21 protein-coding genes and 7 tRNA genes are annotated in these 25,415 nt (G+C 65.2%); 11 read left to right on the top strand and 17 right to left on the bottom strand.

The window, feature by feature from the left end; all coding sequences use genetic code 11:
• Positions 1-230: 230 nt before the first annotated feature.
• The 11 genes from J0A90_RS04130 to J0A90_RS04180 all read right to left on the bottom strand — a co-directional run bounded on the left by J0A90_RS04130 (position 231) and on the right by J0A90_RS04180 (position 4,794).
• Positions 231-318, bottom strand: a tRNA-Ser gene (locus J0A90_RS04130).
• A 113-nt stretch (positions 319-431) separates the two neighbouring features.
• The gene (locus tag J0A90_RS04135; protein WP_207036938.1) at positions 432-992 is read right to left on the bottom strand and encodes a nitroreductase family protein; all 561 of its coding nucleotides are present in this window, start codon (positions 990-992) and stop codon (positions 432-434) included.
• 64 nt (positions 993-1,056) lie between these two features.
• Positions 1,057-1,896: an NADPH-dependent 7-cyano-7-deazaguanine reductase QueF gene (queF, locus tag J0A90_RS04140; RefSeq protein WP_207036936.1), complete on the bottom strand. Its 840-nt coding sequence runs from the start codon at positions 1,894-1,896 to the stop codon at positions 1,057-1,059.
• Positions 1,893-2,666, bottom strand: coding sequence for an ABC transporter permease (locus J0A90_RS04145; protein ID WP_035471407.1), 774 nt, complete (start codon positions 2,664-2,666; stop codon positions 1,893-1,895). The genes queF and J0A90_RS04145 overlap by 4 nt, the downstream gene beginning before the upstream one ends.
• The gene (locus J0A90_RS04150) at positions 2,663-3,640 is read right to left on the bottom strand and encodes an ABC transporter ATP-binding protein (protein ID WP_207036934.1); all 978 of its coding nucleotides are present in this window, start codon (positions 3,638-3,640) and stop codon (positions 2,663-2,665) included. The genes J0A90_RS04145 and J0A90_RS04150 overlap by 4 nt, the downstream gene beginning before the upstream one ends.
• 407 nt (positions 3,641-4,047) lie before the next feature.
• Positions 4,048-4,122: transfer RNA gene (locus J0A90_RS04155), tRNA-Gly, on the bottom strand.
• 50 nt (positions 4,123-4,172) lie between these two features.
• Positions 4,173-4,248 (bottom strand) — tRNA-Glu (locus J0A90_RS04160).
• A gap of 135 nt (positions 4,249-4,383) precedes the next feature.
• A tRNA-Gly gene (locus J0A90_RS04165) sits at positions 4,384-4,458 on the bottom strand.
• 50 nt (positions 4,459-4,508) lie between these two features.
• Positions 4,509-4,584: transfer RNA gene (locus J0A90_RS04170), tRNA-Glu, on the bottom strand.
• A gap of 7 nt (positions 4,585-4,591) precedes the next feature.
• Positions 4,592-4,666: transfer RNA gene (locus J0A90_RS04175), tRNA-Gly, on the bottom strand.
• Positions 4,667-4,718: 52 nt separating this feature from the next.
• Positions 4,719-4,794 (bottom strand) — tRNA-Glu (locus J0A90_RS04180).
• A gap of 163 nt (positions 4,795-4,957) precedes the next feature.
• On the opposite strand from J0A90_RS04180, the gene msrB reads away from it, so the two are divergent.
• Positions 4,958-5,356: a peptide-methionine (R)-S-oxide reductase MsrB gene (gene msrB / locus J0A90_RS04185; protein WP_207030904.1), complete on the top strand. Its 399-nt coding sequence runs from the start codon at positions 4,958-4,960 to the stop codon at positions 5,354-5,356.
• 231 nt (positions 5,357-5,587) lie between these two features.
• Here the strand turns inward: msrB and uraH are convergent, their stop codons facing one another.
• Entirely contained in the window at positions 5,588-5,998 is a 411-nt protein-coding gene (uraH, locus tag J0A90_RS04190) for a hydroxyisourate hydrolase (RefSeq protein ID WP_207030916.1), read from the bottom strand.
• Positions 5,999-6,213: 215 nt separating this feature from the next.
• Between uraH and ylqF the strand changes: the two genes are divergently transcribed.
• The 8 genes from ylqF to J0A90_RS04230 all read left to right on the top strand — a co-directional run bounded on the left by ylqF (position 6,214) and on the right by J0A90_RS04230 (position 13,225).
• On the top strand, positions 6,214-7,167 hold the full coding sequence (ylqF, locus tag J0A90_RS04195) for a ribosome biogenesis GTPase YlqF (RefSeq protein ID WP_035471398.1): 954 nt from the start codon (positions 6,214-6,216) through the stop codon (positions 7,165-7,167).
• Between the two features lie 170 nt (positions 7,168-7,337).
• Positions 7,338-8,564, top strand: a complete 1,227-nt coding sequence (locus J0A90_RS04200) for a pyridoxal phosphate-dependent aminotransferase (RefSeq protein WP_207030918.1) — start codon at positions 7,338-7,340, stop codon at positions 8,562-8,564.
• Between the two features lie 205 nt (positions 8,565-8,769).
• A complete protein-coding gene (gene htpX / locus J0A90_RS04205) occupies positions 8,770-9,672 on the top strand; it encodes a protease HtpX (protein ID WP_035471392.1) in 903 nt (300 codons plus the stop codon).
• Between the two features lie 192 nt (positions 9,673-9,864).
• Positions 9,865-10,386 (top strand): DUF3455 domain-containing protein, encoded by a 522-nt coding sequence (locus J0A90_RS04210; RefSeq protein WP_207030920.1) that lies wholly within the window; start codon positions 9,865-9,867, stop codon positions 10,384-10,386.
• Between the two features lie 221 nt (positions 10,387-10,607).
• Positions 10,608-11,180 (top strand): sigma-70 family RNA polymerase sigma factor, encoded by a 573-nt coding sequence (locus J0A90_RS04215; RefSeq protein ID WP_233076480.1) that lies wholly within the window; start codon positions 10,608-10,610, stop codon positions 11,178-11,180.
• Positions 11,177-11,899 carry an anti-sigma factor domain-containing protein gene (locus J0A90_RS04220; RefSeq protein ID WP_207030925.1) on the top strand — a complete coding sequence of 241 codons (723 nt, stop codon included), beginning with the start codon at positions 11,177-11,179 and terminating at the stop codon, positions 11,897-11,899. Before J0A90_RS04215 ends, J0A90_RS04220 begins: the two co-directional genes overlap by 4 nt.
• 123 nt (positions 11,900-12,022) lie before the next feature.
• Positions 12,023-12,466, top strand: coding sequence for a MarR family winged helix-turn-helix transcriptional regulator (locus J0A90_RS04225; protein WP_035471385.1), 444 nt, complete (start codon positions 12,023-12,025; stop codon positions 12,464-12,466).
• A gap of 12 nt (positions 12,467-12,478) precedes the next feature.
• Positions 12,479-13,225 carry a siderophore-interacting protein gene (locus J0A90_RS04230; protein WP_207030927.1) on the top strand — a complete coding sequence of 249 codons (747 nt, stop codon included), beginning with the start codon at positions 12,479-12,481 and terminating at the stop codon, positions 13,223-13,225.
• Between the two features lie 11 nt (positions 13,226-13,236).
• Here the strand turns inward: J0A90_RS04230 and pdxB are convergent, their stop codons facing one another.
• Positions 13,237-14,388: a 4-phosphoerythronate dehydrogenase PdxB gene (pdxB, locus tag J0A90_RS04235; protein ID WP_207030930.1), complete on the bottom strand. Its 1,152-nt coding sequence runs from the start codon at positions 14,386-14,388 to the stop codon at positions 13,237-13,239.
• A gap of 182 nt (positions 14,389-14,570) precedes the next feature.
• On the opposite strand from pdxB, the gene J0A90_RS04240 reads away from it, so the two are divergent.
• Positions 14,571-14,846 (top strand): hypothetical protein, encoded by a 276-nt coding sequence (locus J0A90_RS04240; RefSeq protein ID WP_035471375.1) that lies wholly within the window; start codon positions 14,571-14,573, stop codon positions 14,844-14,846.
• 210 nt (positions 14,847-15,056) lie between these two features.
• On the opposite strand, the gene rlmKL is transcribed toward J0A90_RS04240, so the two are convergent.
• Positions 15,057-17,279 (bottom strand): bifunctional 23S rRNA (guanine(2069)-N(7))-methyltransferase RlmK/23S rRNA (guanine(2445)-N(2))-methyltransferase RlmL, encoded by a 2,223-nt coding sequence (gene rlmKL / locus J0A90_RS04245; protein WP_207030932.1) that lies wholly within the window; start codon positions 17,277-17,279, stop codon positions 15,057-15,059.
• A 250-nt stretch (positions 17,280-17,529) separates the two neighbouring features.
• On the opposite strand from rlmKL, the gene rmf reads away from it, so the two are divergent.
• On the top strand, positions 17,530-17,739 hold the full coding sequence (rmf, locus tag J0A90_RS04250; protein ID WP_035471369.1) for a ribosome modulation factor: 210 nt from the start codon (positions 17,530-17,532) through the stop codon (positions 17,737-17,739).
• Between the two features lie 148 nt (positions 17,740-17,887).
• Here the strand turns inward: rmf and J0A90_RS04255 are convergent, their stop codons facing one another.
• The 3 genes from J0A90_RS04255 to J0A90_RS04265 form a co-directional block, all read right to left on the bottom strand.
• Entirely contained in the window at positions 17,888-18,919 is a 1,032-nt protein-coding gene (locus J0A90_RS04255; protein WP_207030934.1) for a quinone-dependent dihydroorotate dehydrogenase, read from the bottom strand.
• 189 nt (positions 18,920-19,108) lie between these two features.
• On the bottom strand, positions 19,109-20,209 hold the full coding sequence (locus J0A90_RS04260) for a hypothetical protein (protein WP_207030936.1): 1,101 nt from the start codon (positions 20,207-20,209) through the stop codon (positions 19,109-19,111).
• Positions 20,210-20,491: 282 nt separating this feature from the next.
• Positions 20,492-25,324, bottom strand: coding sequence for an NAD-glutamate dehydrogenase (locus tag J0A90_RS04265; protein WP_207030938.1), 4,833 nt, complete (start codon positions 25,322-25,324; stop codon positions 20,492-20,494).
• Positions 25,325-25,415 lie beyond the last annotated feature (91 nt).

A 25,415-nucleotide genomic window follows, 5' to 3' on the forward strand; every position in this document is an offset into this window, starting at 1 on the left:
TGACGCCAAATGCCAGACATGAAAAAACCGGCCATTGAAGCCGGTTCTTTTCGATTCGTGGCGGAGAGGGAGGGATTATCGGCTCGCTTCGCGAGGCCGCTTGTCGGCGCTCGAACACCAACACCGCGAGCGCCTCGGTGCGAACCGGAGGGTTCTCATCACCTCCCTCTCATGACGCCAAATGCCAGACATGAAAAAACCGGCCATTGAAGCCGGTTCTTTTCGATTCGTGGCGGAGAGGGAGGGATTCGAACCCTCGAAGCCTTTCGACTTACACACTTTCCAGGCGTGCTCCTTCGACCACTCGGACACCTCTCCGCATTGTCATCCTGCCCGTTTCGGCGTTGCCGCTTCGTTCAGAACGGCGCACAGCTTATCCGCCTAACTCCGTGATCGCAAGCCATTTTTTTCCTCGTCTGGCTTTTTCTGCCTCACTGCCAGCGCTCGACGTACGTCTGCGGATCGCGCACCGGCGGTTGAGGGTAGCGGCCTCCCGGCTGGCCGAGATAGAGATAGCCGATCAGCTCTTCGTGCTCGCCCAGGCCGAGCCCGCGCCATACGGTCTTGTCATGGGCATAGGTACCGGTGCGCCACATCGCCCCCAGCCCCTGCGCGAACGCCGCGTAGAGCATGGCATGCGCGGCGCAACCCGCGGAGATGATCTGCTCGACCGGCGGCACCTTGGGCAGGTCCGGCGTGACGCACGCGATCACCGCAATGATCATCGGCGCCCGCTTGGGCTTCTTGCGCGCGGCATCGAGAGTGGCATCGTCGATATGCGGATTGGCCTGATAATCGGCGCGGGCGAACAGCTCACCCAGGCGGTCGAGCCCTTCACCGCTGATTTCGATGAAACGGTACGGCGTCATTTCCTTGTGATCCGGCGCCCGCAGCGCGGCACGGTAGAGCGCTTCGAGCTGCTCGGCGGTCGGCGCCGGACCGGCCAGTTTGCCCATCGAACGACGCTGATGCAGTAGCGTCATGGCATCCATGTCTGACTCCTCTGAGACATCGGTGGTAACACGCAAGGGGTCGCTCGACTCTACGCCAAAAGCGTCACTGCCGCAGCAGACGTGGCGGCAATGCCGGCGTCCAGCCCGGCGTGGCCCGCCACGGGTTGATATCGAGCCCGCCGCGGCGCACGTAACGCGCCATCACCAGCAGCCGCTCGGGGCGGCAGCGTGCCATCAGATCGACGAAGATGTGCTCGACGCAGTGCTCGTGAAAATCCTGATGCTGGCGATAGGAGATCAGATAGCGCAGCAGCGACGCCCGCTCGATCCGCGGTCCGCGGTACTGAATCAGCACGCTGCCCCAATCGGGCTGGCCGGTCACCGGACAGTTGGACTTGAGCAGGTGCGAGTGCAGCGTCTCCTCGACGATAGCGCCTTCGTCGCAGGCGAGCAGTTCCGGCGCCGGCGTATAGCGGTCGATTTCGACCTCGAGCTCGTCGATCCCCTCGCCAGGCAGCGGCGCCGGCGCGAGTGCGGCGTCATCGACACCGAACAGCTCCACCGTGACCTCGCCACCCGCTGCCGCGCTCAGATCACGCACCAGCGTTTCGATCACCTGATCGCGACCGCTGAAGGTGGTCTGATTGAAGCTGTTGAGATAGAGCTTCCACGACTTGGATTCGATCAGGCAGGGCGAATCCGCCGGCAGTCGGAAGCGCGCCACCGCGACCACTGGCTTGCCGCGCGGGTCGAGCCAGGAGAGCTCGAAAGCCCACCACTCGTCACCACCGACGAACGGCAGCGACGTGGCCTCGATTCCCAGCGGCGCCCGATTGGCGGCACGCTCGATGGGAAACAGCAAGGCGGCATCGTAGCGCTCGGGATAGGCGGATTCGCGACCCAACGGCGCATCAGCGAGGGTCTCCGGGCGCGGTGTACTCATGAGCGAATCCCCTTGCCGCGGTTGAGCATCCAAAGCGCCAGGCACCAGAACACGACGATGAAGGCGGCGATGGCGATCAGCGCCCCGCTCACCGGAATGTCGGAGATGCCCAGAATGCCGTAGCGGAAGGCGTTAACCATGTAGAGGATCGGGTTGACCATGGTCACCTTCTGCCAGAACTCCGGCAGCAGGTCGATCGAGTAGAACACGCCCCCCAGATAGGTCAGCGGCGTCAGCACGAAGATCGGGATGATCGAGATATCGTCGAACTTCTTGGCCAGCAGCGCATTGATGAAGCCGCCAATCGAGAACAGCAAGGCGGTCATGACCACCACCATCAGGGTCAAGAACGGATGGTGCAGATCGAGATGGGTAAAGAACAGCGAAACCAGCGTCACGATCAGCCCGACGCCGAGCCCGCGTGCCGCACCACCGATCACGAAGCCACCCAGGATGACCCAGTTGGGCATCGGCGAGACCATCATCTCCTCGACACTGCGCTGGAACTTGTTGGAGAAGAACGATGACGCCACGTTGGAGTAGCTGTTGGTGATCACCGACATCATGATCAGGCCCGGCACGATGTAGGACATGTAGGAGATGCCGTGCATCTCGCCCACGCGTGAACCGATCAGATTGCCGAAGATGATGAAGTACATGGTCATGGTGATGGAGGGCGGCACCAGGGTCTGGGGCCAGATCCGCACGAAGCGGCGCACCTCTTTCACCACCATGGTCCAGAGCGAAATCAGCAGTTGCCGGGTATTCAAGATGCCGTCTCCTTGGCCGGTGTCGAAGTGGCGCTGTCGATACCGCTGCTGGCATCCGGCGGCGAGGTCATCGAAACGAACAGCTCTTCCAGACGATTGGCCCGGTTACGCATGGACAGCACGCGCACGCCCTGACGGGTCAATTGCTGGAAGGCATCGTTGAGATCGGTGCCCTTGCGCACGGAGAGTGCCAGCTGGTGCGAGTCGACCCGCTCGATCTCGAAGCCTTCCACCTGGGGAGCGGCCTCCAGCGGCTCGGCAAGATCGAGCAGGAACGTCTCGGTGTCGAGCTCGGTCAGCAGGCCGCGCATCGAGGTATTCTTGATGATCTCGCCCCGGTTGATGATGGCGATATTGCGGCACAGGCTCTCGGCTTCCTCGAGATAGTGCGTGGTCAGGATGATCGAGGTGCCCTCCTCCTCGTTGATCCGGCGCATGTACTCCCACATGCTGCGGCGCAGCTCGATATCGACCCCGGCGGTGGGCTCGTCGAGAATTAGCAGGCGCGGACGGTGAATCAGGGCACGCGCGATCATCAGCCGGCGTTTCATCCCGCCGGAGAGCATGCGCGCGGCACCGTTGCGCTTGTCCCACAGGCCGAGATCCTTGAGCAGACGCTCACAGCGCGGCTTGGCCTCCTTCATCGGCATGCCGTAGTAGCCCGCCTGGGTGAGGATGATGTCCTCGACCTTCTCGAACTGGCTGAAGTTGAACTCCTGCGGCACCACGCCGAGGTTGTATTTCGCCTTGGCGAAGTCATGGTCGATATCGATACCGAAGATCTTCACCTGGCCCGCGCTCTTCTGCACCAGTGAGCAGACGATGCCCAGGGTGGTGGACTTGCCCGCGCCGTTGGGACCGAGCAGCGCGAAGAAATCGCCCTGCTCGACATCGAGATCGATGCCTTTGAGGGCTTCGAATCCATTACCGTAGACTTTGGTCAGCCCGCGGATGGACAGTGCCGGTTCTGCCATCAGGGATTCCTGTCGAGTACGTAGAAGAAGTGCCGCCACATATGGGGCCGATCGATGAAAAATCAATCTTTAGCAGACGAATAGACGCGATGGTCGTGACTGTCGCCGCTATCGTCAGCGTCACCACGCTACCGTGTCAGCGTAGTCGGGAAGCCAGCCGGCGGCAGCGAGGACGGGAGCATGCTGCGCGATGCGTACCTGGAATTCACAGCCGACGCGATATCATCGAGCCCAGAAGATGGCGACAGACGCCAGCATCTCGGCAGGTCGGACGAAGTGAGGAGAGCGATAGCTTACGCTTGGGACAACACGACACTGGAGCGGGAAAGGAGATCGACCGGGCTGGCGTTCCAGCGGACCGGCGTTCCGGCTCACGACCCTCGGCCACGCTTCAAGTACCACGAAACTGGAGCGGGAAAGGAGATTCGAACTCCCGACCCTCGCCTTGGCAAGGCGATGCTCTACCACTGAGCTATTCCCGCTTGTCGAGTCGAAACCAGGCTTCGACGGGATGATCGAGCGATCATCGAAGTGGCGTCCCATAGGGGGTTCGAACCCCTGTTACCGCCGTGAAAGGGCGGTGTCCTGGACCACTAGACGAATGGGACGCAAGACCGGAGAGTGACAGCCAGGCGGAGCCTTCGATCACCTACCGGGTACCACAAAACTGGAGCGGGAAAGGAGATCGATCGGACCGGCGTTCCGGCTCACGACCCTTGATCACGCTTCAGATCCTACAAAACTGGAGCGGGAAAGGAGATTCGAACTCCCGACCCTCGCCTTGGCAAGGCGATGCTCTACCACTGAGCTATTCCCGCTTGTCGAGTCGAAACCAGGCTTCGACGGGATGATCGAGCGATCATCGAAGTGGCGTCCCATAGGGGGTTCGAACCCCTGTTACCGCCGTGAAAGGGCGGTGTCCTAGACCACTAGACGAATGGGACGCATTGTTGGAGCGGGAAAGGAGATTCGAACTCCCGACCCTCGCCTTGGCAAGGCGATGCTCTACCACTGAGCTATTCCCGCATCCTGACTGACGAACCAGACTGGCTTCGACAGTATCTTCGAAAGAGTCGAGTGGCGTCCCATAGGGGGTTCGAACCCCTGTTACCGCCGTGAAAGGGCGGTGTCCTAGACCACTAGACGAATGGGACGCAATGTCTCGTCTCCGTCGAGATGGCGCGCATATTACTGAGGCCGCCCAAAGCTGTCAAGCAATTGATTTCACCGCTGTTCGTCGCCACCTAAAACGCGCTGGCGAGAGCGCCGCAAATGGCCTGTAATGCAGACAGGTGACGAGGCACGAGGAGACCCGCCATGAGTAGAATCAAGAAGAGCGACGCCGAGTGGCGCGAACAGCTGACCCCGGAGCAGTATCACGTCACCCGGGAAAAAGGCACCGAGCCACCGTTCAGCGGCGACTACCAGGTCGAGCCGGTCCAGGGCATCTATCACTGCGTCTGTTGTGGCGCCCCGCTGTTCGAGAACGAGCACAAGTTCGAAGCCCACTGTGGCTGGCCCAGCTTCGACCGTCCACTGGCCGCCGCCTCGGTGGAAGAGCACACGGACACCAGCCACGGCATGCGCCGCATCGAAGTGACCTGCCGCCGCTGCGATGCCCACCTGGGCCATGTCTTCCCAGACGGCCCCGCGGAGACCACCGGCCAGCGCTACTGCATCAACTCGGTGGCCATCACCTTCCATGCCGGCGAATGACCGCGCCCGTGGGCAGCCATCTGGCTCACGGTCATGGCAGGCCGTTTCATGGCCGCGGCGAGCTGCATCATGGTAGCGCCAAAGCGCTCGACCCGAGACGCTAGCGCCAAGGTGACGCCTAGACAGCAGTGCCAGAAAGACAGCAGTGCCAGAAAGACCGCCCCATACGCCAGCGCCCCGACCTCGGTCGGGGCGCTGTCATTATGACTGTCGCCGCTTATCCTACCAGGCTCAGCTGCCGCGATAAGTAGAGTACGCGTAGGGGCTCAGCAGCAGCGGGATATGGTAGTGCTGCTGCGTGTCGACGACTTCGAACGGGACGGTGATTTCGGGAAAGAAGGTCTCGGTGCCGCGGGCACGGTACCAGTCACCGGTGGCGAAGACGGCGCGATAGACACCGGCTTCGAACGTCTCGTCTTCGGGATAGAGCGCCGAGATCCGCCCATCCTCGGAGGTGGTCCCGGTGGCGATGGTCTCCCACTGGCCGTCGGCCCGATGCTCGAGCGTGACCTCGACGCCCGCCGAGGGTTTGCCGCTCTGAGTATTCAGGACATGCACGCTGATCGGATTGCCGGCGGCCAACGAGACGCTGGCAACGCTGGTGAGCAGCAGGCCGGCGGCGATGGATACGAGAGGTTTCATGCGGGGCTCCTTTCCCTGCGATTGATGATCCATGCCTCTACGCCGCCCGCCGGCGACTGGATGCACGAGATTGCCATCACCCGTCGGCTGCCCCCACCCGCCGTTCATGCCGACACCCCCACCCTGCAGCCGCTGAGGGCCGCATCCTGCTAGACTGTCCGCCCGCTTGGCGTCGGGCATCCCCCCGACAGGCATGACATTGGCAGGAGAGACGTATGCTCGGCTGGTATCCCGGTCACATGAACAAGGCGCGCCGCCAGATCACCGAGGCGCTGCCGGAGATCGACGTGGTCATCGAGGTGCTCGATGCGCGTCTACCCTACTCCAGCGGCAACCCGATGCTGGCCGATCTGACCGAGCACAAGCCGGTGCTCAAGATCCTCTCGCGCGCCGACCTCGCCGACCCCGAGGCGACCCAGGCATGGATCGCGCACTTCGACGCCCAGCCCGACAGCCGCGCCATCGCGGTGACCACCACCCAGGCCCGCGAGCTGAAGCAGATTCCGGCGCTGTGCCACGAGTTGGCCGGTCAGGTCCGCGCCGACCGCGATGTGCGGGTGATGGTGATGGGTATCCCCAACGTGGGGAAATCGACCCTGATCAACGGCCTCGCCGGGCGCAAGATCGCCAAGACCGGTAACGAGCCGGCGGTGACCAAGCGCCAGCAGAAGATCCGGATCGACGGCCGCGTGGCGCTGATCGATACCCCCGGCGTGCTGTGGCCCAAGATCGAGGATCAGGCCAGCGCCTACCGGCTCGCCGCCAGCGGCGCCATTCGTGACACCGCGATCGAGTACGTGGATGTGGCCATCGTCTGCGCCGCCGAGCTGGCCAAGCGCTATCCCGAGGCCCTGCGCGAGCGCTACAAGCTCGACGACCTGCCGGCTTACGTCGCTCCGGTGGCGGCAGAGAGCGTCGATGCCGACGGCCCCAAACTGGTCGACCTGCAGGCGCGTGCCGGTTTCGACGGCCATGCGATCATGAACGAGATCGCGCGCAAGCGCGGCGGGTTGAAGGCCGGCGGCGTGATCAACCTGCACCGCGGCGCCGAGGTGCTGCTGCACGAGCTGCGCGATGGCAAGCTCGGCCGGGTCACCCTGGAACTGCCGGCGGACATCCCCGCCCCGGAACCGGACAGCGAAGACGACGCCGCCGCGCCGACGACCTGAACGAGCCGACGCCGGCGAGCATGACAGATCGCCCTGACAGCCTTGCGCTTCTGCCCCTTGCGCCGCGTCCGCGCGGCGTTATGCTGGGCGTCGGCGATGCAGCCCGCCACCCGCTCGCGGCGCCCCAGACGCCGCCTGATCTCTTCGGTTGTGCAGCATACGGAAACCTCATGACCCGCCCCATTCGGAAATCGCACAAGCTCGACAACGTCTGTTACGACATCCGCGGGCCGGTCCTCGAACACGCCAAGCGCCTCGAGGACGAAGGCCATCGCATTCTCAAGCTGAACATCGGCAACCCTGCACCCTTCGGCTTTGAAGCACCCGAAGAGATCCTGCAGGACGTGATGCGCAACCTGCCGACGGCTCAGGGTTACTGCGACTCCAAGGGGCTCTACTCGGCGCGCAAGGCGATCATGCAGGAGTGCCAGCGCAAGGGCATTCCGCAGGTCGGCATCGAGGACATCTTCATCGGCAACGGCGTCTCCGAGCTGATCGTGATGGCAATGCAGGCGCTGCTCAACGACGGCGACGAAGTGCTGATCCCGGCGCCGGACTATCCACTGTGGACCGCCGCCGCCAATCTCTCCGGCGGCCACCCGGTGCACTACCTGTGCGACGAGGCCAACGACTGGGCACCGGATATCGCCGACATCCGCGACAAGATCACCGCCCGCACCCGCGCGATCGTGCTGATCAACCCTAACAATCCCACCGGCGCGGTCTATCCGCCGGCGGTGGTCAAGGAGATCCTCGGCGTGGCCCGCGAGCACGGCCTGGTGGTGTTCTCCGACGAGATCTACGACAAGATCCTGTATGACGGCGTCGAACATGTCTCCACCGGCGCCCTGGCCGAGGACGACCAGTTGGTGGTGACCATGAACGGGCTCTCCAAGAGCTACCGCTGCGCCGGTTTCCGCTCCGGCTGGATGATTCTCTCCGGGGGGTTGGGCAAGCAGAACGCCGAGGATTTCATCCAGGGGCTCAACATGCTGGCGTCGATGCGGCTATGCGCCAACGTGCCGGCTCAGCACGCTATCCAGACTGGCCTCGGCGGCTATCAGTCGATCAACGATCTGATTCTGCCCGGCGGGCGTCTGCTGGCGCAGCGTGACGTGGTGTTCGACAAGCTCAACGCCATTCCCGGCGTCTCCTGCGTCAAGCCCAAGGGGGCGCTCTACGCCTTCCCGCGGCTCGATCCGGAGATCTACCCGATCCACGATGATGCCCAGATGGTGCTCGATCTGCTGCTGCAGGAGCGCATCCTGCTGGTGCAGGGCACGGCCTTCAACTGGCCCCACCCCGACCACGTGCGCATCGTCACCCTGCCCTGGGCGGACCAACTGAGTGACGCGATCGACCGTTTCGCCCGCTTCCTCTCACGCTACCGCCAGTGACCCGTGGCGGTGGCCCGCCACCGCCATGCCCCAAAGGCCGCGCGCGACGTGCGGCCTTCCCCTCTTGAAACCTATCGCCTAACGTCGTATCTAACAGGCCATAACCATCTGATTAGCCGGTGATAACGCATAACAGGCTAAGCAATCGCCGAGGGCCATCCGGCCATCGACAACGCAGGTTTTCCACGACTGAGGGTAGAAACCGATGATGCGAATCATCCTGTTCCTGGCAACCAACCTGGCGGTGGTTCTCGTCGCCAGCATCACGTTGCGCGTGCTGGGCGTCGAGCCCTATCTGAATGCCAACGGGCTGAACATGAACAGCCTGCTGATCTTCTGCTTCGTCTTCGGCATGGCCGGCTCGCTGGTGTCGCTGTTCATCTCCAAATGGATGGCGAAGATGAGCACCAAGGCCAAGGTGATCGACCAGCCGCGCAACTCGACCGAGCAGTGGCTGCTGGACACCGTGCGCGAGCTCTCCCAGCAGGCCAATATCCAGATGCCGGAAGTGGCGATCTTCCCGGCCCAGCAGTCCAATGCCTTCGCCACCGGCTGGAACAAGAACGACGCGCTGGTAGCGGTCTCCCAGGGGCTGCTCGAACGCATGCGCCCGGAAGAGGTGCGTGCAGTCCTGGCCCATGAGATCGGCCACGTAGCCAATGGTGACATGGTCACCCTGGCGCTGATCCAGGGCGTGCTCAACACCTTCGTGATGTTCTTCGCCCGCGTGGTGGCGCAGGTGGTCGACAGTTTCCTGCGCGGCCGCGACAACGGCGGAGGCCTCGGCTTCATGGGGTACTTCGCCGTCGTCATCGTCGCCGAGATCGTATTCGGCCTGGTGGCATCGATCATCGTCGCCTGGTTCTCGCGCTTCCGCGAGTATCGGGCCGATGCAGCCGGCGCCAAGTACGCTGGCGCCGGGGCCATGATCAATGCGCTTTCCCGCCTCAAGGCGGAAACCCAGCAGCCGGACCAGATGCCGGACTCGTTGACCGCCTTCGCCATCACCACCGGCCAGACGCGCAAGCTGATGGAGAAGCTGTTCGCCAGCCACCCGCCGCTGGACGACCGCATCCGCGCGCTGAAGGAGTCCGCCTATCGCGATTGAGTGTCATCGCGATCGAGCATTCGCGTGTCTTCTCGCGTTCGACCCTACGACGCCCCGCCTCATCGGCAGGGCGTCGCTGTTTTGGGGCTCGAGCAAAAAAATTTTCCCATCTCTGCATCCATCACCGGGCCTCGCGGGTAAGCCGTGGGCGAGACATCCGGTTTCGCATTCTCATGCCACGGAGAGACGTCGATGAAGATTTCCACGCTAGCCACCGCCAGCCTGACCGCCGCCCTGTTCGCCAGCTTCGCGGCCCCCGCCCTGGCCGCCGACGTGCCCAGCGCGGTCAAGGTGCCCGACGGCAATCGGGTCGCCATGGAAACCGTGGGCGTGGGCCAGATCACCTACGCCTGCGAAGCCAAGGATGGCGGCTACGCCTGGGTGTTCAAGGGCCCCGATGCCAAGCTCAACGACGCCGATGGCAAGACGCTCGGCCGCTACTACGGCCCGCCGGCGACCTGGGAAGCCAATGACGGCTCCAAGATCACCGGTACGCAGCTGGCCACAGCCCCTGGCGGCGAGGGCAACATTCCGCTGCAACTGGTCCAGGCCAACCCCGCCATGGGCGAAGGCGAGATGGTCGGCGTGACCTATGTCCAGCGTCTTGCCACCCAGGGCGGCGTCGCCCCGGACATGACTTGCAACGGCGACAATCTGGGCGCCGAAGAGATCGTCGACTATCAGGCCGACTACCTGTTCTGGAAAGCCAGCTGAAGCGCGGGCGACCATTTGCACCGATACCACCTGGACCGCCATCGTCGTGCTCCGGCACGGTGATGGCGGGTCACTCGTGCGGGCGCTCCTCTGCGGGATCTTTGGTCAGCACCGATACTTTTCGTGGCCATACGCAAGGCTCCCTGCGTAGTATGGCCGGAGTGGACGTGGCAAGGGTGCCGCGTGCACAGCCTGTAGCCCCGCGCCTCGGCGCGACGCTCGTGGATGCCGTAAAGGAGGACACGCTGACGACGCTCGATCACGCCACATTGATCGCCGCCTGTGCTGGCGGCGATCATCAGGCGCTGCGCCAGCTTTACGATCATGAGGGAGCACGCCTGCTCGGCGTGGTTCAGCGTATCGTGGGCGACCGCGCGCTGGCCGAAGACATCATCCACGATACCTTCGTACGGGTATGGACACGTGCCCACACCTTCGATGCCACGCGCGGCTCGGGCAAGACCTGGCTGTTCAGCGTGGCCCGCCATCTGGCGCTCAATCACATTCGTGGCCGTCAGCGCGAAATCAGCGTCGACGAGCAGACCGCGGAAGCGCTCGACGCCGAGCGCACATCCGCGCCTGCCGAAGCGCTGGATCACTTCGCCTGGCACGGCCGCGGTGAGCTCGACCGCTGCCTGGCGGCGCTCGACGCCGACCGCCGCAACTGCCTGTTCCACGCCTATGTCGATGGCTTCAGCCATCAGGAGATCGCCACGCGTATGGACCGCCCACTGGGTACCGTCAAGGCGTGGATCAAACGCAGCCTGCAGAGCCTGCGCGAGTGTCTGTCATGAATGACCGCTCGCCCGAAAACGCTCACGCCGCAGCCGCCGACGATATCGACACCCTCGCCGGCGAGTACGTGCTCGGCACCCTGAGCGCGGCCGAGCGCCACGCGGTCGAACGCCGTGCCGCGGGGGAGCCGGCGCTGCGCGAGGCGATCGATGCCTGGGAGTCGCGGCTACAGCCGTATACCGAACTGGCGCCGCCGCTCACACCCTCGCCCGGGCTGTGGTCGCGTATCGAGCGCAGCCTGCAGCCGGTGCCCGCAGAGCGTCGTTCGCTGTGGCAGCGCGCCTGGCACAGTCTCCACCTGTGGCGCGGCGTTGGCCTCGCCGCTGCCGCCGCATCACTGGCACTGAGCGTGCTGCTGCTGGCCGTCCCCGAGAGCGCTGCCCCGCGCTACCTGGTCGTGCTGACGACTCCGCAGCATACCCAAGCGGGCTGGGTGGTGCAGGCCGCCTCGGCCCACGATATCGCGCTGGTACCCCTGGGCACCTTCGAGCTGCCCCAGGGCAAGACCCTGGAGTTCTGGACCAAGGCCGACGACTGGTCGGGGCCGGTGTCGCTGGGTCTGGTCCGCCCCGGCCAGACGTTACATCTGAGCCCCGAGGATCTGCCGCCACTGCAGCCCAACCAGCTCTTCGAACTGACGCTGGAAAACGCCGGCGGCTCGCCGCTCGGCCGCCCCACCGGCCCGATTCAGTTCATCGGCCGCGCGATCTCGCTATAGACCAACCCAGGCTGCGTCCGCAGTCTGGGCGTGAACTCCCCGCTCGCAGATGAGAATGGTTGACATTCAGGTGTAATCGACGTTCAATTGGTTGACTTTATCAACCAATAAATCGAGAGATCGATGTCTCAAGCACTCGCCGGCGACACCCTTCACCGCCTGCTGCACGCCTACAAGCGCGCACTGCGCCAAGCCTACGCCGATGAGCAGCTCGAACTCGGTGTCGCTCAGATTCGCACGCTCAAGACGATCCGCGGCCTATCGCCATGCAGCGCCAGCGCGATCGCCCAGAGGCTGAAGTGGGACAAGGCCCAGCTCGCACGCCTGCTGGGAGATCTCGACAGCCGCGGGCTGGTGCACCGACGTCCGGCACCGGATGACGGCCGACGCCAGCAGTTGACGCTCAGCGACGCCGGACAGGCCATGCTGGCGCGGGTCGATGCCTGTGAGCAACGCGCCCATGAGCGCCTCGCCAAGGGCTTGAGCGAGACCGAGCTCGCCGCCTTCGAGGCGCTAGCGCAGCGTCTGATCGACAATCTCGAACGCCCCATCCCCTCTGCTGACTGACAGGAGTCCCGCATGCCCAAGACGCCACCACGTGCCTTCACCGTGCTCGCCCGGCAGCCGCTGACACCCCATATGCTGCGCCTCACCCTCGGCGGCGAGGCGATGCGCACCTTCCCCGCCGATCAGGCCAGCGCCTACATCAAACTGGTGCTGCCCGGGGAAGGCGATACGCCACCGCGGTTGCGCACCTACAGCGTGAGCCGGCAGCGTGAGGACGCCATCGACGTCGACTTCGTGCTCCACGCCGACGGCGGGCCGGCTGCCACCTGGGCGCGCAACGCCCGCCCGGGAGATGTCATCGACGTCGCCGGTCCCGGCCCGGTCAAGCGGGTGGCAGAGGACGCCGACTGGTATCTACTGGTAGGCGACATGACCGCCCTGCCGGCGATCGCCGCCAATCTCGAACGGCTGCCGCCGCAGGCGGTCGGAGAGGTGATTCTCGAGGTGATCAGCGAAGCCGATATCCAGCCGCTCGCGGCACCGCCCGGCATGCGCATCAGATGGCTCGTTCAAGCACACCCGGGCAGCGATAGTGAACGGCTGCTGGAGGCAGTGCGCGAGCTGCCCTGGCGGCCAGGCAAGGCGGGCATCTGGGTCGCCTGCGAGTTCTCGGCGATGCGCCGCCTACGTCGCCATTTGATCGACGAGCGCGGCGTCGACAAGCGTGAGATGTATCTTTCGAGCTACTGGAAGTATGGCGCCAGCGAAGACGGCCATCGCCTCAGCAAGCGCGAGGATGCCGAGCGCGAAGGCGCCTGACCCCGCCGCCGTCACTCGGCAGGCGTGGTGACACGAAAGCCGAAGCCGCGCAGGGCCGCTGCGAGTTCGGGGGCCGCGGCGGTGAGCGCCACCTCGAGGGTCTGGAATTCGCGGCGAACCGGATAGTCGCGGCGGTAAGCATCGAAGCCCTGGGCCATGCCCAGGCGTCGGCGATAACGCTCCAGCCCCATGGCGTCGCGGCGCGGGTCGTAGCAGGCCCGGGCGCACAGCCGCAGCGCATCGTCACGCGGGGTGGCGGCGTCGAGCACCAGCCGTGACAGCCACGGCGTCGGCGTCAGCCGAGCCAGGCTCTGCCGCGCGGGCAGCCCAAGCTGGCGCGACAGCGCCTGATAGATCATCTCGGTGCCGCGTAATTTGCCATCGACGCTATGGCCAGCGATATGCGGCGTGGCGAGATCGACCCGGGTATAGAGCGCCTCGTCGATTCCCGGCTCGTGCTCCCACACGTCGAGCACGCAGCGTAGATCGGCGTCGCGGGCCAGCCGTTCGTTCAGGGCGCCGCCGTCGAGGCAGTCGCCACGCCCGGCGTTGAGCAGCACGGTCCCCGGGGTCAACGCCGCGATCCGCTGGCGGTCGAGCAGATGCCGGGTGGCATGCGCTCCGGCGGCCACCAGCGGCGTGTGCAGACAGATGACATCGGCACGCGCGATCAGCGTGTCGAGAGCCACGAAATCCGCGTCGCCCTCGGCCTCGGCACGCGGCGGATCGCAGATCAGGTGGGATATACCCAGCGCCGCCAGGCGCGCAGCAAGGCGCCCGCCGACGTTGCCGGCGCCGACGATGCCCACGGTCTTGGCGAACAGGTCCTCGCCGTCGCGCTCGCATAGTAGCAACAGGCTGGAGAGCACGTAGTCGACCACCGCCTCGGCGTTGCAGCCGGGGGCGTTGGCAAAGCCGATCCCCTGCTCGCGCAGCGCCGCCAGCTCGACATGGTCGGTACCGATGGTGCAGGTACCCACGAACTTGAGGCGTGATCCCGCCACCAGCGCCGCATTGACCGGCGTGATCGAGCGCACCACCAAGGCGTCGTGATCGCGCACGCTGGTCGCGGTCATCTCACGCCCGGGCTGGCGCGTCACCTCACCCAGCTCGCCGAAGAAGGCCTCGGCCAGGGGTACGTTTTCATCCACCAGAATTCGCATGTCTACCGCTTCTCCCTATCGGCCTGACGGGCTTGCGCCGTACGCGTCGATTTCTGCCGCGCTTGCTTTACAATGAGCCCGATACGAGCCGCGGCGGCGCGGCCGCAACACCCGGCGCAGCCATCTTAGGCGGGCCACCCGGCGGGGACAAGCCGGGGCGCACAACCACGAAAGGAGTTCGCGTGATCGTTCGTTGGGAGAGTGAACACGACTATGTCCTGGTGCACCTGCATCAGGACATGTTCGGTGACTGGATCTTCAGCCGCGCCTGGGGCCAGATCGGCACCCAGTATGGTGGCCTCAAGCACGCCGTGGCCGAGAGCCGCGAGCAGGCCATGCTGTGGCTCGACGATCTCGCGCACATCCAGCTGGCGCGTGGCCTGCGCAAGGTGCTGGAAGCCGACGACGACAGCCCCGAGGGGCGTCGCGCCATGGCTCAGCTGTCGTTGCTCGACTGAGCTTCAGGCCCAGACGACTCTTCGAGGCGCACGAAGCGCCGGCGCGACCGATGCCCGGGCTCGCTCCGCCCCGCTATATCCTGCTCTGATTCGCTTCGCCCCACTACGCCCTACTCCGGTTGGCCCCAATCCGGTTCGCCCCGCTGGCTCGCTCGCCCACCGCGCCTGCGTCAGCCGTCTGGCGCCCTGAAAGAGCGCCAGGGGCGTGCCTCAACGTGATTCGCGATGACGGATGCTGAAGCAGTGGTGCAGATTGGCGCGCCGGCTGAAGTCCGGATCGAAGGTCTGCGCGGTGATCTCGGTCACCGCAAAGCGCGTCGACAGCGCCGGATCGAGCTTGAAGCGCTGCTGGTTATTGGAGAAGACCAGCTCCCCGCCCGGTGCCAGCCGCGCCATGGCCAGCTCGACCAGACGCACGTGATCGCGCTGGATATCCAGCGTGCCGGACATCTTCTTCGAATTGGAGAAGGTCGGTGGATCGAGGAAGATCAGGTCGAAGCTGCCGCCGGCGGTCTCGAGCCAGCGGAAACAGTCGTCGCGCACCACCCGGTGGTGACCGGGATCGAGCTGGTTGAGGACCAGATTGTCCCGCGCCCAGTCGAGATAGGTATTCGAGAGATCCACGCTCAAGCTGTCACTGGCTCCGCCCAGGGCGGCGTGTACCGTCGCCGTGCCGGTGTAGCAGAACAGATTGAGAAAGCGTTTGCCCGCGGCCCGCTCACGCAGCAGCCGGCGCACCGGACGATGATCGAGGAACAGCCCGGTGTCGAGATAGTCGGTGAGATTGACCCACAGCTTGGCCGGCCCCTCCTCGACCACGAAACGCTCGCCGCTGTCGTCCTGCTTGCGATACTGCGCCTTGCCGCTCTGGCGCTCGCGCTGCTTGTAGTGGATCTGCTCCGGGCGTACGTCGAGCGCCACCGGAATCGCGCTCAGCGCATCGAGTAGCCTTCGCTTGGCCTTGTCGGCATCGACCGAACGCGGGGCGGCGTACTCCTGCACGTGCACGCGGTGCCCATAGACGTCGATCGCCAGCGCGTACTCCGGCATGTCGGCATCGTAGAGCCGGTAGCAGCGCTCCCCCGACTGCTTGAGCCACTTGGACAGCCACTTGCGGTTCTTCTGCAGGCGGTTGGCGAACATCCGCGCGCCCTCGCTCAGCGGCGCCGCGTCGCCGGGAGACGGCGTCTGCGCGCTCGGCACGCTGCCGGGCTTGTCGCTATGGCGGGCATCGCTATCGCCGCTATCGGCATCACGGACCGCGACATCGGCCAGCAGCAGCTTGCAGTCGAGCGGTCCGTTCTTGAACGCGTACTGCTTGTGCGCGCGCAGGCCCAGACGATGGCCGAGGTCCGGATTGCCGGTGAATAGCGCCAGTTGCCAGCCGCCGAAGTGCTGCTTCAGCCGCTGCCCCAGATCGCCGTAGAGCGCCACCAGCTCCGGCAGCTCGCCAAGACGCTCGCCGTAGGGCGGATTGGTGATCACCAGCCCCGGCGTGGAGGCCTCGGCGGGCGGTGTCAGCCCCTTCACCGCAGCGCCGGCCAGCTCGATCAGCGCGGGAATCCCCGCGCGCATGGCATTGCTGCGCGCCGCGGCAATCGCCTGCGGGCTCTGGTCGAAGCCCCACAGCCGTGAACGCGCACGCCGCCGGCCGAGATCGGCACGCACCTTGGCCTCGCGCGCCAGGGTCTGCCACAGCGCCGGATCGAAGTCGGCCAGACGCTGGAAGCCGAAGCGCTCGCGGCTGAGCTGGGGGGCGATATCGGCGGCCATCATCGCCGCCTCGATCAGCAGCGTGCCGGCGCCGCACATCGGGTCCACCAGCGGCTCACCGCGCTTGGCCCGGGCCGGCCAGCCGGCGCGCACCAGCAGCGCCGCGGCCAGGTTCTCCTTGAGCGGGGCATGGCCGATATCCCGTCGGTAGCCGCGCTGATGCAGGCTGGCGCCGACCAGATCGATACCCACCAGCAGCTGCCCCTTGTGCAGATTGGCGTAGACGCGCACATCGGGCTGGCCGAGGTCGACCTGCGGGCGCGCACGCCCAGCCGCCGCCAGCGCCTCGACGACACCATCCTTGACCACCTGGGCACCGAAGCGGGTGTGGCGGATCGCCGCCGACTGACCGTGGAAATCCACCGCCAGGGTCTGGCCGTCGCGCAGCTTCTCGGCCCAGGGCAACTGGCTCACCGCGGCGACGATCGCCTCCGGCGTGTCGCAGCCGCTCTCGCGACCCAGGGTCAGGATCACTCGGTTGGCCAGACGCGACCACAGGCACAGGCGGTAGGCAGTGGCGAGATCGGCATGCGCATGCAGCCCGGCGACGGTAGTTTTTTGTATCTCCGCCCCCAGCTCGGCGACCTCTTCGGCGAGCAGCGGTTCGACGCCCCAGGGGCAGGTGATGTAAAGGCTCAACAGCGAGTTATCGTCTTTCATGGTGGCGTCACCGAACCGTCTCGGCTCGGTCATATTCCTGTGAGTGCATTTTCAATCTGGTCTTATGACAAAACGCTCATCGACATCGTTTCTCATTTCCGCTAAAGCTAGAGGGGTAGCTACGAAACAACGCATGCGTATGCCTGTCCGGACGTTTTCTCGGACGGAGTCTTCTTTCGGCGAACCAGACGCCGTGGAGTCTCTGTGTTTTCCCAAAGGTGATGCACTTGTTCCGACAAGAGGCCATACGATGAAACGACAGAAACGTGATCGCAACCAGCGGGCATATCTGCACGGCTACAAGGCGGGGGTCGCCGGTCGCTCACGCGACGAATGCCCGAGCCAGGATATCAACCTGCGCGAGAACTGGATGAGCGGTTGGCGTGAAGGTCGCGGGGACCAGTGGGATGGCATGACCGGCGTGTCCGGTATCCACAAAAACCCCATGGTGATGACTTGAGTCACGGCCCACGCCGCTGACGAGCATTGCCTCATCACACTCAAGGCCCGCACCGTGCGGGCCTTTTTGTTGCCACTTGTTGCCATTTGCTACCACCGCCAGGGGCGCATCGACACGTCCCCCCGGTCAAGGCGCCCGACCCGTGCGCTCAGGCCGAGGCCACGCTGCTGTTTCCGGTCGCGCGAATACACTCCCCGATCAGCTCCGGCCCGCGATAGATGAAGCCGGTGTAGAGCTGCACCAGATCTGCCCCTGCCTGACACTTCTCGCTCGCCCGAACGCCGCTGTCGATGCCGCCGGCACCGATGATCGGCAAGGTAGGCAGCAGCCGACGCAGTTCGCGCACGACCGCAGTCGAGCTGGCGAACAGCGGCGCCCCGGAGAGCCCGCCCGCTTCGTGGGCATGCGGCATGCCGGTCACGTTCTCGCGTGACACCGTGGTATTGGTGGCGATCACCGCGTCGATCTCGTTGTCGGTGAGCGTGCGCGCGACCAGCGCGATCTCCTCACGGGTCATGTCCGGGGCGATCTTCACCGCCAGCGGCACGTGGCGCCCCTGCTCCGCGTCCAGCCGCACCGCCTCCTCCTTGAGCGCCCCGAGCAGCCCGTCGAGATGCTCACCGAACTGCAGATTGCGCAGCCCCGGGGTGTTGGGCGAAGAGATGTTGACGGTGACGTAGTGGGCCGCGGCGTGGACCTTGCGCAGACAGGTCACGTAGTCGTCGACTGCACGCTCCACCGGCGTGGTCAGGTTCTTGCCGATATTGATGCCGATGATGCCGCGATAGCGGCTCTTGCGCACGTTGGCGACCAGCTGGTCGACCCCGGTGTTGTTGAAGCCCATGCGATTGATGATCGCCTGGGTCCCGGTCAGCCGGAACAGCCGCGGGCGCGGGTTGCCCGACTGCGGCTTGGGCGTGGTGGTGCCCACCTCGACGAAGCCGAACCCCAGCGCCCCCAGGGCATCCAGGTGTTCGGCGTTCTTGTCCAGTCCTGCCGCCAGCCCGATGCGGTTGGCGAAGGAAAGCCCCATCACCTCCACCGGTTCACCCGAGCTCTCGGCATCGCCGAGCAGTCCCGACAGGCGCAGCCGGTGCGCCGCATCCAGCGCGGTCAGCGTGACACGATGTGCGGTCTCCGGCTCGAGCCGGAACAGCAGAGAACGAACGACGGGGTACATGGAGAGGTCTCGTCGGTGGCAAAAAGGATCGACAGCGGCGAGCGAGTATATCCCAACTGGGGGCAGCGAGACGAACCGCGCACGCTCGGCGTTCGGGAGACGTGGCCCGCCGCCCCATTACGCCGAAACCCGGCACGGGGCCGGGTTTCGAGGCCTGGGGCGAGCGAGAGGCCCGCCCCCGACTGCCGCTCAGCGCGCGTCGAGCTGCTGTACGCGCAGGGTGTAGTTGTTGACCGAGTTCATCGCCGAGCCGAACCGCTGGCCCTTGACCCAGACTCGATAGCGGCCGGGCTGGAGCACGGTCTCGATATCGAAGTTGCCATCGGCCAGAGAGCCCTCGTCGCTGGCCACCGTGCGCCCATTGGCGTCGAGCACCTTGGCCTGAAGGCGGAAGCTGCCTTCATGGCCGGGGAAGGTCGAGCTGGTGACGGAAACCGTGCCGGCCTGGGCGACATCGAAGGTGAGGACTTCACCCTCCTGCAGCACCTTGATATCGGCGACGATCTCATCGAAGCTGCTCGGCAGCGGTGCCTGCTGGCGCTCGCGGGCGGAGGCGCCGGTCGGCGCGCTGGCCTGTTCGGCCGTCGCCGGCTTGGCCGCCGAGCCGGTGTTGGCGGTGCCGAAGTCGGGGCCCTTGGGCGCGGCCTCGCTGGCGCCAGCGCCGGCGCCACCGGCAACCGCACTGGCCGCTTCACGTCCTGGTGCGCTGAGCGTCGCCACATCGTCCTTGTCGTCGACGAAAGCGGTGGTACGCCCGCTGCTGCCGGGGCCTCCGAACATGATGCCACCGCCGTTATCGACCCCGCCCTGGTCGGCAGTGATCACCTTGCCGCTGGCATCCAGCGCATCCACCTGGATATTGAAGCTGTTACCGCCGGTCTTGGTGCTGCCGAATTTCTGCCCGGAAACCTGCAGCGTGTAGTTGCCCGGTTCGAGGCGCTGCTCCATCTCCAGGCCACCGGTGTTACCGAGCCCGCTGTTCTTGGCCAGGACATTGCCGTTGGCGTCGATCAGGGTGGCCTTGATGCGGTAGTCCTGGGATTCGCCCGGCAGGGTCGAACTGGTAAAGCGGTAGCGGCCGGCCTCGTCGACGGTGAACGGGTGCTGCTGCACGCCACCGAAGAAGAAGCTCTGGCTGCGGGCGTCGGAGCTGGACTTGAAGAAGCTGGTCAGGTCGACCTTGGCGGCCGCGGCCTGCGCCTGCTTGAGCGCCTCGCTCTGCGCCATGGCGGGCATGGCGGTGGCGACACCGACGGCCAGGATAAGGGTGGAAAACGCGCGATACTTCATGGGGCCTCTCTGCGTTGACTGCCTGCGGATGGCTGCAGCATAACAGAGGCGCTTGCCAGAACACCTTAGGCAGGTCTGAAAAGTACCGCGCTCGTCGACTTTTCAAACCATGCCTAAAAAGGCTCTCCGGCAAGCGCCCGTGGCGATGCGTGATGGCTGGCGGGGACATCACCAGCGCACCGTTCAGCTCACTTTTTAAAACCGTTTTTTCAAACCGCTTTTTCAAAACATGCTTTCAAGCCGGGGCCGACGCGCAATGGCGCGCGCCGACCCGCTGCCACCTTAGCCGTCGCTCTCGCTCTCGGCAAGGTCGACCAATTCGCGGATCGCCACGGCAATCAGCGCGAAGCTCACCTGGGTGCCGGCATTGATCTCGCCCAGCAGCGCATTCCAGCGCTCGAACAGGGCCGCGTGCTGCTCCTCCCAGCGGGTCACCCGCGCTTCCACCTCGCGCGGCGCGTCGCTCATGCCCAGCACCTTCACCGTCAGCGCCAGCTGCTGACGGTCGAGGTCGTCGCGGAACGTTTCCCGCGCCTGCATCTGCCAGCTGTCACGCACCTCGAGGGCGTTGATCTGGCGCGTCATCCACGGCAGCTCCAATTGATGACCGATGGCGTAGTAGACCTCGGCCACGCGCTTGAGCTTCTCGCCACTGACACGCGCCGCCTGGATGATACCCAGCCCGGCATACAGGCTCGGCGCGGCGGCCACCACCGCGGCCTGGGCCTTGGGTACACCGGCCTCGATCAGCTCGTCGCGGCGACCTTCCCAGGCCTCGCGCTCGTCGCCCTTGAGCCGGTTGCCGATATCCTCCTGCAGCTGGGTCAACTGGGGCGCGAACTGCTCCACGCACTCCTTGACGCTGAGCGTGCCGCGGTGACGCAGGAACCAGCGCGTGGCGCGCCGCATCAGGCGCATCAGGTCGAGCATCATGCGGTACTGGACCTGGCTCTCGACACGGTAATCGAGGGCCTCGATCTGCTCCCACAGACGGTTGAAGCCGAAGCTGTCGCGGGCGATCACATAGGCCTGGGCGATCTCGACCCTGGATGCGCCGGTGGAATCGCGCAGCTGACGCACGAAGGTAATACCCATGTGATCGACCAGGTCGTTGGCGATCTGGGTGGCGACGATCTCACGCTTCAGGCGGTGCTGGGAAAGATCGTCGGCGAAGCGCTCGGTCAACGTCACCGGGAACGCCTTGGCCACGTGCTGCTGCAGCTGCGGGTCGTTGGGCAGCTCGGCGGCGATCAGATCGCTCTTCAGCGTGCTCTTGGCGTAAGAGATCAGCACGCTCAGCTCGGGCAGGGTGAGACCGCCGTCGGCGTTGCTGCGCTCGCCGAGCTGTTCGTCACTGGGCAGGAACTCGAGCTCGCGGTCGAGACTGCCGGCCGCTTCCAGCTCGTTGATGAAACGCCGATACGGCCCCATCCCCTCCAGCGACTGCAGCTCGGCGAGCGACAGCGCCTGGGTCTGGCGGTAGTTGTCGCGCACCACCAGTTCGCCGACCTCGTCGGTCATCTCCACCAGCAGCTGGTTGCGCTGCTTCTCGGTCATGTCACCGCGCTGGACGATCCCGTCGAGCAGGATCTTGATGTTGACCTCGTGGTCGGAGCAGTTGACGCCGCCGGCGTTGTCGATGAAGTCGGTGTTGACCCGAATCCCCTTGGCCGCGGCTTCCATGCGCCCACGCTGGGTCAGACCCAGGTTGCCGCCCTCGCCGACCACGCGGCAGTTGAGCTCGCGGCCATCGATGCGCAGACCATCGTTGGCCTTGTCGCCGACGTCGGCGTGGCTCTCGTCGTGCGCCTTGACATAGGTGCCGATACCGCCGTTCCAGATCAGATCCACCGACGACTTGAGCATGGCGTTGATCAGGTCGTTGGGTGACAGCTTGTCGGCCTCGATGCCGAAGGTCTTTTTCATCGGCGCCGAGATGGCAATCGATTTGGCATCGCGCGAGAAGACCCCGCCGCCTTCCGAGATCAGCCCCGCGTCATAATCCGACCAGCTCGAGCGCGGCGTCTCGAACAGACGCTTGCGTTCGGCGAACGACTTGGCCGCATCCGGCGTCGGGTCGACGAAGATATGGCGATGGTTGAAGGCCGCGACCAGACGGATCTTGTCGGAGAGCAGCATGCCGTTGCCGAACACGTCACCGGCCATGTCGCCGATACCGAGCACGCTGAACTCGTCCTTCTGGGTGTTGAGGCCCATCTCGCGGAAGTGGCGCTTGACCGACTCCCAGGCGCCGCGGGCGGTGATCGCCATGCCCTTGTGGTCATAGCCCTGAGCGCCCCCGGAGGCGAAGGCGTCGCGCAGCCAGAAGTCATACTCCAGCGAAATGGCGTTGGCGTAGTCGGAGAAAGTCGCGGTGCCCTTGTCGGCGGCAACCACCAGGTAGGGGTCGTCGGGGTCGTGGCGCACCACCGCCTGCGGCGGCACCACCTCGGTGCCATCGAGGTTGTCGGTGATGTCGAGCAGGCCGCGGATCAGCAGGCGGTAGCACTCGATACCCTCGGCCTGGATGGCGTCGCGGTCACCATTCTCGGGCATGCGCTTGCAGATGAAGCCCCCCTTGGCGCCCACCGGCACGATCACCGAGTTCTTGACCTGCTGCGCCTTCATCAGGCCCAGGATCTCGGTGCGGAAATCCTCGTTGCGGTCGGACCAGCGCAGACCGCCGCGGGCGACCTTGCCCCCGCGCAGGTGCACCCCTTCCATGCGCGGCGAGTAGACGAACACCTCGAACATCGGCCGCGGCTTGGGCATGCCCGGCACCTTGCTCGGCTCGAGCTTGAACGAGATGTACGCCTTGGGGCTACCGTCTTCGCGCGGCTGGAAGTAGTTGGTACGCACGGTGGCCTGGATCAGATCGACGTAGCGGCGCAGCAAGAGATCGTCGTTGAGGCTGGCGACCTGATCGAGCAGCGCATTGAGGTCGTCGACTGCCCCCTGGCAGCGGGTGTCACGGTCGCCATCCAGGTTCGGGGCGAAGCGCTGCTCGAACAGCCGCGACAGGCCGCGGGTGATGTCGGCATGCGCCGCCAGGGTGTTGGCGATGTAATCCTGCGACAGCCCGATGCGCAGCTGCTTGAGATAGCGCGCGTAGGCGCGCAGCACCGCGACCTGACGCCAGTCGAGGCCGGCACCGATGATCAGCCGGTTGTAGGCATCGTTTTCGGCATCCCCGACCCAGATCCGCGAGAAGGCGTCGATGAAGTTGTCGCGCATCGCGCGCAGATCGACCTCGCCGACCCCGCGATACTCGAAGGTGAAGTCATGAATCCAGTAGGTCTGGTGCTCGGTATCGATATGATAAGGGCGCTCGCTGATCACCCGCAGACCCAGATTCTCGAGTACCGGCAACATGTCCGAGAGCGGAATCGGCGTGTCGGCGTGATAGAGCTTGAGATTGACGCTATCGGCGCTGTTCTCGGCCAGGTGATAGAGGCTGACGCCGATCGGCGCGCCATCGTCGAGCGCGCTCAGGTGGCGGATGTCGTTGGCTGCGGTACGCGCCGAGAAGTCGTCGCGGTAGCTGCCGGGGAAGGCGTCGCGGAACACCTGTGCCTGGCGGTTACCCTCCTCTTCTCCCAGGCTTTCGATCAGCGCGCCGTGCAGATCTTCGCGCCAGTTGCGCGCCAGGAAGATGACCTTCTTCTCCAGCGCGCGGCGATCGAACGCCACCGGTTCGTCGCCGTTGAAACGCAGGGTGAACTGGATACGGGCCAGCACCGACTCCGAGAGATAAGGGTTGAAGTCGCCGAAGGTGGCGTCGAGCTCCTCGCACAGCAGGTTCTGAATGCGCAGACGCAGATCGGTGGAGAAGATGTCACGCGGGACGAATACCAGGCAGGAGTAGAACTGGCCGCAGCGGTCCTCACGGATGAACAGGCGCACGCGGCGGCGCTCACGAATGTTGAGAATGCCGAAAGCGGTCTGGCTCAACTCTTCGATGGTGCTCTGGAACAGATCGTCGCGCGGGTGCACCTCGAGAATCTGCAACAGCAGCTTGCCGTTGTGGCCCTTGGGATTGACCCCAGCGGCATCGATCACCGCCTGCACCTTACGCCGCAGTACCGGCACCGAGCGCGGTGACTCGTTGTAGACCAGCGAGGTGAACAGCCCGAAGAAGCGCCACTCGCCGATCACCTTGCCCTGCTTGTCATGGCGGGTGATGGCGATATGGTCGGGGTAGGTCGGCCGGTGCACGCGCGCGTGATGTGAACTCTTGGCGAAGCGCAGCAGCGCCGGCATGGGGCCCGGCTCCTCGTCGAGCTCGAAGCGCACCGACTCCTGGTAGCGCGGCTGGTCGAGCTTGAGCACCCCCAGCTCGCTGCCCTCGACCCGCGTCTCGCGCGCCTTGGCGCCGCTGCCGGAGAGCCGGCTCTCGGCGAAGCCGAGAAAGGTGAAGTGCTCGTCGAGCAGCCACTTGAGGAAGGCGATCGTCTCCTTCTGATCCGCGGCGCTCACCGCCGCCGGGCGCTGGGCCTCGAGTTCGGCGATCACCTCGCGCAGCTTGTCGCACATCGGCTCGAAGTCGGTGACCGCGGTGCGCACGTCGCGCAGCACCTCGTGCAGACTCTGCTCCAGGTCATCCAGCGTCGCCGTATCGGTATGGCGATCGATCTCGATCAGAATCAGCGACTCGCGCGACGCCGGCGCCTCCTTGGCCCGCGGCCCGGTGATCTTCAGCGCGTGGTGGCGAGCGTCGCGCTCGACCGCCAGCACCGCATTGTGGATCGCATGCAGGGTCAGGCCGCGACGATTGAGCTCCATGCGCACCGAGTCGACCAGAAACGGCATGTCCGGGTGCAACACCGCGACCACGGTGTGGGGCGACTGCCAGCCATGCTCTTCGAAGTTGGGATTGAAGATGCGAACCTTGGCATCGCTGGGGTCGAAGGTGCGCATGAAGTGCCACGCCGCCAGCGTGGCACCGTAGACATCGTCCAACTGGCGGTCGGCCGCCTCCTCGAAGGGCGCCGTGGCGTAGAGATCCTCGGCGAAGGCGGTGATCCGCTTCACCTTCTCCTCGGGAAGTCGCTTCGCCAGCTTCTCCCGCAACTGCTCAAGAAACTCCGTCTTTCCTTCGATCGCGACGTGTTGCATCTATCACCTCGGCTGGCACCGGCCGTCGATATGGCGGCCGCATTCACGTGGGGCGAAGCTTACGCCAGCGCCCGGGGGCGCCCTATCCACT

Origin of the sequence: Salinicola sp. DM10 (genome assembly GCF_017306975.2) — a bacterium.
In the GTDB taxonomy this organism is placed as follows: Bacteria; Pseudomonadota; Gammaproteobacteria; order Pseudomonadales; family Halomonadaceae; genus Salinicola.

Bases quoted from the DNA above. Each gene is read 5' to 3' on its own strand.
- J0A90_RS04135 (WP_207036938.1), bottom strand. From the start codon at position 992: ATGGATGCCATGACGCTACTGCATCAGCGTCGTTCGATGGGCAAACTG.
- queF (WP_207036936.1), bottom strand. From the start codon at position 1,896: ATGAGTACACCGCGCCCGGAGACCCTCGCTGATGCGCCGTTGGGTCGC.
- J0A90_RS04150 (WP_207036934.1), bottom strand. From the start codon at position 3,640: ATGGCAGAACCGGCACTGTCCATCCGCGGGCTGACCAAAGTCTACGGT.
- msrB (WP_207030904.1), top strand. From the start codon at position 4,958: ATGAGTAGAATCAAGAAGAGCGACGCCGAGTGGCGCGAACAGCTGACC.
- uraH (WP_207030916.1), bottom strand. From the start codon at position 5,998: ATGAAACCTCTCGTATCCATCGCCGCCGGCCTGCTGCTCACCAGCGTT.
- ylqF (WP_035471398.1), top strand. From the start codon at position 6,214: ATGCTCGGCTGGTATCCCGGTCACATGAACAAGGCGCGCCGCCAGATC.
- J0A90_RS04200 (WP_207030918.1), top strand. From the start codon at position 7,338: ATGACCCGCCCCATTCGGAAATCGCACAAGCTCGACAACGTCTGTTAC.
- htpX (WP_035471392.1), top strand. From the start codon at position 8,770: ATGATGCGAATCATCCTGTTCCTGGCAACCAACCTGGCGGTGGTTCTC.
- J0A90_RS04210 (WP_207030920.1), top strand. From the start codon at position 9,865: ATGAAGATTTCCACGCTAGCCACCGCCAGCCTGACCGCCGCCCTGTTC.
- J0A90_RS04220 (WP_207030925.1), top strand. From the start codon at position 11,177: ATGAATGACCGCTCGCCCGAAAACGCTCACGCCGCAGCCGCCGACGAT.
- J0A90_RS04225 (WP_035471385.1), top strand. From the start codon at position 12,023: ATGTCTCAAGCACTCGCCGGCGACACCCTTCACCGCCTGCTGCACGCC.
- J0A90_RS04230 (WP_207030927.1), top strand. From the start codon at position 12,479: ATGCCCAAGACGCCACCACGTGCCTTCACCGTGCTCGCCCGGCAGCCG.
- pdxB (WP_207030930.1), bottom strand. From the start codon at position 14,388: ATGCGAATTCTGGTGGATGAAAACGTACCCCTGGCCGAGGCCTTCTTC.
- rlmKL (WP_207030932.1), bottom strand. From the start codon at position 17,279: ATGAAAGACGATAACTCGCTGTTGAGCCTTTACATCACCTGCCCCTGG.
- rmf (WP_035471369.1), top strand. From the start codon at position 17,530: ATGAAACGACAGAAACGTGATCGCAACCAGCGGGCATATCTGCACGGC.
- J0A90_RS04255 (WP_207030934.1), bottom strand. From the start codon at position 18,919: ATGTACCCCGTCGTTCGTTCTCTGCTGTTCCGGCTCGAGCCGGAGACC.
- J0A90_RS04260 (WP_207030936.1), bottom strand. From the start codon at position 20,209: ATGAAGTATCGCGCGTTTTCCACCCTTATCCTGGCCGTCGGTGTCGCC.
- J0A90_RS04265 (WP_207030938.1), bottom strand. From the start codon at position 25,324: ATGCAACACGTCGCGATCGAAGGAAAGACGGAGTTTCTTGAGCAGTTG.